This window comes from Zarconia navalis LEGE 11467, from assembly GCF_015207075.1.
GTDB classification, from domain to species: domain Bacteria; phylum Cyanobacteriota; class Cyanobacteriia; order Cyanobacteriales; family Geitlerinemataceae; genus Zarconia; species Zarconia navalis.
Window position 1 is genome coordinate 1 of record NZ_JADEXN010000340.1, and the last position, 6,043, is coordinate 6,043.

General features: G+C 51.2%; 6 protein-coding genes. All 6 read left to right on the plus strand.

Going from position 1 to position 6,043, the window contains the following annotated elements; translation table 11 throughout:
- A partial coding sequence (locus IQ235_RS16410) for a YsnF/AvaK domain-containing protein (RefSeq protein WP_264322510.1) occupies positions 1-595 on the plus strand: 595 nt, incomplete at its 5' end.
- A 273-nt stretch (positions 596-868) separates the two neighbouring features.
- Positions 869-1,771, plus strand: coding sequence for an S-layer homology domain-containing protein (locus tag IQ235_RS16415; protein ID WP_264322511.1), 903 nt, complete (start codon positions 869-871; stop codon positions 1,769-1,771).
- A 159-nt stretch (positions 1,772-1,930) separates the two neighbouring features.
- Positions 1,931-3,295, plus strand: coding sequence for a mechanosensitive ion channel family protein (locus tag IQ235_RS16420; RefSeq protein WP_264322512.1), 1,365 nt, complete (start codon positions 1,931-1,933; stop codon positions 3,293-3,295).
- Between the two features lie 246 nt (positions 3,296-3,541).
- The gene (locus IQ235_RS16425; RefSeq protein WP_264322513.1) at positions 3,542-4,591 is read left to right on the plus strand and encodes a hypothetical protein; all 1,050 of its coding nucleotides are present in this window, start codon (positions 3,542-3,544) and stop codon (positions 4,589-4,591) included.
- Entirely contained in the window at positions 4,582-4,764 is a 183-nt protein-coding gene (locus IQ235_RS16430) for a hypothetical protein (RefSeq protein WP_264322514.1), read from the plus strand. Before IQ235_RS16425 ends, IQ235_RS16430 begins: the two co-directional genes overlap by 10 nt.
- Positions 4,765-4,782: 18 nt before the next feature.
- Positions 4,783-5,667 carry a mechanosensitive ion channel family protein gene (locus tag IQ235_RS16435; protein ID WP_264322515.1) on the plus strand — a complete coding sequence of 295 codons (885 nt, stop codon included), beginning with the start codon at positions 4,783-4,785 and terminating at the stop codon, positions 5,665-5,667.
- Positions 5,668-6,043: the final 376 nt, after the last annotated feature.

Genomic DNA, 6,043 nt, shown 5'->3' on the forward strand with positions numbered 1-6,043 from the left:
TTACGATTATGAAGAGCGGGTTCGCTCTGTCTATCGCACGCCTGCTGCCGGAACGTCCACTACCGTCGAAGCCTCGGCCCCCGTGGAGACCACCGCAGGTGTCGTAACGCCTCCGGCGACGACCCCGACAGCAGTAACACCTGCCTACACGGCCAACGACTATACCTACGACCGCGAACCCGATCTCTACGAAACCCGCGAAGACAATCACCAGAAGCTTAAACTTTACGAAGAGCGCCTGGTGACCAACAAGAACCGCTCTAAAGTCGGTGAGGTTTCTGTCAGCAAGCGCGTCGAAACCAGCACTGCTGAAGTCGCCGTTCCCGTAGAGAAGGAGAAAATCGTCATCGAGTTTACCCCCGGTCAAAGCACGCCGGCCGCAACCGATCCCAATTTCCGAGAAGGGGAAGTTGCCCGGATGGACGTACATGAAGAGACGGCTGAGATTGGCAAAGAAGCTGTTGTGCGTGGGGAAGTCTCGGTTCGCAAGGAAGTCGAACAAGATACGGTCACCGCAAAAGAAACCATCCGCCGCGAAGAAGTGGATGTCGATCGCGCTGGCGATCCCAATATCGATCGCTCCGGACAGCTCTAAGATCCATCGGTCGGGTTCTGTCGGTTCGGACTCGGGTGATGTCGAGCGATCGAACCCGAGTGTGAGGATTCTAAAGGCAGTGTCATTCCCAACCGAGGGAGTGGCACTGTTCTTTTGCAATCGAGCGGCGATCGCTATCAGTCCCGGGTTTTAGAACGACTCTAACTTTCAAAACGAATGCGATGAAGCACTCGTTCGAACCCTCATCGATGGCAGCGCACCCGAGTCTGGTTTCATTTCAAATTAATCTGATTAAATTGGAGAGTAATATTTATGTTCGATCGAGCGATCGCGATGACGGCGTTGTGCGCGACTGCAACCAGTACCCTGGCTGGAATTCCCGTGATGCTGTCTGCCTCGGCAACCGCACCGACGGAATTCAGCGATGTCAAACCCGATTACTGGGCGTATCCCTACATTACATCCCTCGCCGAAGAAGAGATTCTCGCCGGGTATCCCGACGGAACCTTCAGACCTGAAAAATCGATCGATCGCGATGAGTTTGCGGCTACCATCCGTCAGGCATTCGAGGAAGAAACCGTAAGGCAAATTCCCGAGGCGAGCGTATTTGCCGATGTTCCCGATGGCAACTGGGCAGAACCGGCAATTGAGGAGGCTTACGAAACTGGATTTATGGAGGCGAAGGAAGAACAAGATCGATTTTTCCCTCACCAAGAAATGACCAAGCTTGAAGCGATCGCCGCCCTCACGCGGGGCTTGGAACTAACCGCCTCCCCGACGGTGGCGGCCAGCCAAACTCCCGCCTCAACGGTGGCACCCAATCGCCGACAACCGAAAAAGTCGAAGAATCGCTTGGCATTTCCCCTAGCTTCCACGGTTTTGTTGCAACCGTTTGCCATCCCACCGGCTAACGCCCAAAGCAACCCCGCACCGACCGCACAACAGGGTTACAATGCTACCGCTCCCACGACGAATCTGGGGGAATATTACGAAGATGCTGCATCTATCCCCGACGAGTCGATCGATGAAGTGGCCGCAGCTACCGAGGCGGGTCTGATTGCCAACTATCCCACTCGTCGAATTCTCAACCCCAACGAACCGCTCAACCGAGGATCGGCAGCGGCGATGCTGTATCAAACCTTAGTCTATCTCGATCGATTGCCAGCGCTGCCAGAGAACGAAAACGCATCTGAATATATCGTCGCGCCAGAATAGCGACGGGTTCGACTTATCTTACAAGATGTACCCACACGATTGACGAAGGGAATTCGCGCGGTCGCGCCTTTTTTCCGATATATTTAGCTAAATATAGCTATATTTATCGCGATCGCGTCAGTTCTGTTTCGATCGCTTTCATTTGTTAGGTTGCCTGTGTTGCTGACTCGCCAAAACGTTACTCAACGCTCCATCTTACCCCGTCTGACCGGAATCGCCATCGTTGTCTGTACGACCTGGGTCATCGTTCCGCCTAGCATCGCCCAAGATGCCGAAGTTCCTCCACCGACAGCACAAACGTCCCAACCTGTCGCCGCCCCATCTGATGGCTTATATTTTGCCGATATCGTCGTCCGAGGACGACCGATTTTCCAAGTCGGCAGCTTGTCGGGCATCAGCGCTACCGATCGCGCCGAAATTATCAACCGCCGGATTGCCAGCATTCTCGCCAAAGCCGACACCCTCGAAACGGTAACGGTACAAACCGATGGCAACCGCAAATTAGCAACGCTACAACTTAACAATCGAGTGTTGATGACGGTAACCGACCGAGATGCCGAAGATTTCGGTCTGTCGGTGGATGCTCTCGCGCAAAAGTGGGCCGATGCCCTGAATCGAGCCATCGACAAACCCCCCCTCGCCATCGATGTAGTTCAGCGCCTATACGGAACCACCCGCCAACTGCTGCGGGATACCGTCGAAAATCTTCCCGCCCTCATCGGCGCAATTTTGGTGGTTTTGGCGACGGGATTAGTCGCCCAAGGGGTGCGGAGAATTGCCTTTGCTTGGGCGCAACGGACGGAAGGCGATCGCAGTACGGAAATTCTCATCGGGCGGTTGGGCTACGGTGGGGTCTGGATTCTCGGTTGCGTGGTGGCCCTGGGGGTTCTCGGTCTGGATATCGGGGCGTTGCTCGGCGCGTTGGGATTAACCAGCGTGGCGATCGGCTTCAGCCTCAAAGATGTTTTGAGCAACTACATCTCTGGGGTCATTCTACTCGCCGCTCGACCCTTCAGAATCGGCGACCAATTGGTCATTGAAGATTACGAAGGTACCGTAACCCAAATTCAACTGCGGGGAACGACGATGAAAACCTATGATGGGCGCGTTGTCTACATTCCCAATCAAGAGGTGTTTCAGTCGAGCATTATCAACAATACCGCTTCGACTCATCGCCGCAGCTCGGTTATGGTCGGAATCGACTATGATGCTGATATCAACGAAGCAATTCGGGTGATTAAAGGGTCGCTCGATCGCCTCGATGAGGTGGAGTTCGATCCGCCGCTAGAAGTCTTGGTGCGGGAGCTAGCAGCCAGTACGGTGAATCTAGAAGTCCGGTTTTGGGTCGATTCTCGCCGTGCCGGTTTTCTCCAGGCCACTTCTAAGGTCACTCAGGCTGTGAAGGAAGCGCTCGAAGAAGCGCAAATCGAAATGCCCACGGATATTTATACTTTGGCCATTCGGAATATGCCAACAATTCCCGTTAAAACGGTTGGGGACAATTCAGTGTCTGGGCCGATGTAGAGTATAGGGAAGCGGCGATTCTCCGAAGAAGACGCTTCGCGAACGCATCTAATTTACTAGTTTTGACTGACGCGGGGACGCCCAGAAGACTTGAGCATTTTTATCTTGCGCCTGAGAATATACGATTTTTATTTGCGCATTAGCCGATCGCAGGCAATGGATGCTTAGTTCCCATCTCCAAATTCGGAATTCCGAATTCCGCGCTTCCGAATTCCGAATTCATCCCCCCCTCTCCCCATCTTCCCCATGCCTCTGAGCTTAGGATCTCTACTCGATCGCCTAAAAAACTGGTTTCCCCGAACGGGCGCTGAAATTGAAGCAAAAGCTTCTAAACTCGAAGCCCAGCTCACCCAAACCAACAAACACTTCCAACCGTTATCGAGAGAAAAAAGGCAGAGTCTGCGGGAGAAGATCGAAACGCTACCGAGTCCCGAAAGCCATCGCGCAGCGGTGAAGTCGGCACTCGAAGCCGCCTTGGCGAGATGGAAAGTCGATCGCGACACAACCAACAGCGTCGTGATTCTGGCCAGTCCCATCGAACCGTTAGACCGGATTTGGGAAGATACTCTCGAAACCTGGGAGGGTAAAACCGACTACCAGGTGCGAGTGCTACAACCGGATAGCAGACCCCAAGATTGCACCCAAATTGCCGACCAGCTTCGAGAACAACTCGCCGCCACTGACGAATCCGATGACGGTCGCCCTGAAATTCTCGTGATTCCTCACTTAGAGTGGTATTTTTTGCGCACTGTAGAAGGGTTGGATGGTATTGAATGCTTGCAGCAGTTGATGGTAGAAAATTCCCATAGGTTTTGGGCGATCGGATGCAATTCTTGGGCGTGGCAGTATCTCGACTATGTCTGTCAAAGCAGTGCGTATTGCGATCGCACCCTCTGTTTGCCCGAACTCGAACCGATCGAAATTAAAGATTGGCTGGCAAGCATCAACGATGGGATTGAATTTTGCGACAATTCCAGTAGCGACCTCGACGATCCTGAAGACTGGGACGTTCTGCAAGAGAATTGGCAATCGAGGGCGGAATTGGTATATTTCGACAAGTTGCAAAAAACCGCTAGCGGGTTAGGTCGGGTGGCAATCCAGTTGTGGTTGGCGTCCCTATGCGTCAAGACTGGCTCTTCGGACGATTCCGACGAAGAATCGACCGATACCGTTTCTGAAGAGGCTTCTCCCCAAGCACGACGAGAGCGTATCGACTTGCCCGACCGACCCGCCTTGACTCTAGCCGATCGCCACTTAGTCTATTCGGTCGGATCGGTCTATCTCATTTGGCATTGAGTTTGGGGGAGCCAGAGCCGCCGATCCGAGCGCAAGTCAGAGTTTTGGTGCGATCGGGCACTTTGTGGAACCACCAAGGCGAAATACAGGTGAATCCGGCTTACTATCTTCGCCTAAGAACCGATTTAGAAAATAACAAGTTTTTAGTTGGAGAAGATAATACCGATGAATGAAAATCAGGAGTTTGTCTAGTGACTGATACTGTTCTTCAAAAGATCGTAGCAGCAACAGGGAATGAAACGGTTGATAAAGCGCAAGAAATTGTCACGGAAATTACTCAAGCCAAAGTAATCAAAGCATTGTTGTTGGTACTTGCGGCGTACCTAATTCTTTTTTTCATCGATAAAGTTATTAATTGGCTCTCCGAGCAAGTTCCCCTTTTATTTCGCCTCAAAGTCAAACAATCCTTACCGTTTTGGCGAGCTTTTTGTTTGAGCTTCTTCGGATTTCTGATTTGCAATTTATTTTTGGACTTATCTCCCAATAACGTACTCGCAGTAACGGGAACGGTTGCCGTTGCGTTAGGATTTGCCTTTAAAGATTATGTGAGTTCTGTGATCGCCGGAATTATCGGACTTTTTGAAAATCCCTATCAAGTGGGCGATCGAGTCAAAATTAAAGAATACTACGGCGAAATTATCAGCTACGGTATTCGTGGGATTCGCTTGCAAACTCCCGACGATAATATTGTGAGCATTCCTCACAATCAAATCTGGACGGAAGCGATTTCTAATGCCAATAAAGGTGCTGTTGAGGCACAAACCGTAGCAGAGTTTTACTTCGCTCATAATATTGATGTCGAAGCGGTAATGAAAATTTTATATCGCGTAGCACAAACGAGTAAGTACACTCAACTGAAGCTACCTATTTTAGTGATTATGGATGAAAAGCCATGGGGCACTCATTTCAAGCTCAAATCTTATCCCATCGACGCACGAGATGAATTTATCTACCAAACCGATTTGGTTAAGCGTGCCAAACAAGCCTTTGCCAAGCAGGACTTTTCCTATCCGGTATTACCCCCTCAACCTATCGATCCTTCCGGCTTACCCACCAGCGAAAGTTTGCCGAGATAGTAGACCCTTTGCATGAATAAATTTAACGTGAGTTCGAGATTAACTCAAACCCTGATTTTGCCGTTATATCGAGTTCGGATAATTAGTGATAAGAAGAGCGCAACTGCGGAATCTCCTTTCTAATTCTCTCCCCACGCTCCCCACGCCTCCGATGCCCCCGAAGCTCATTTGAACCGGAATGGTAAGTGTTTAACCGAACTTGATAACTCTTCTCCTCTTGAGTTGCCCAAAGTCCAAAAGTCCCCTGCTCCCTTTTGCCTTCCATCTCTCCTACCGTCCTTAATTTCCTATTGCTTCTGCTGTGGTGCATCCTGGGTTTGGGTTTGCGTTGGGTCGATTTAGCCAGCCAGCCTCCCTGGACTGATGAGTGTGCAAC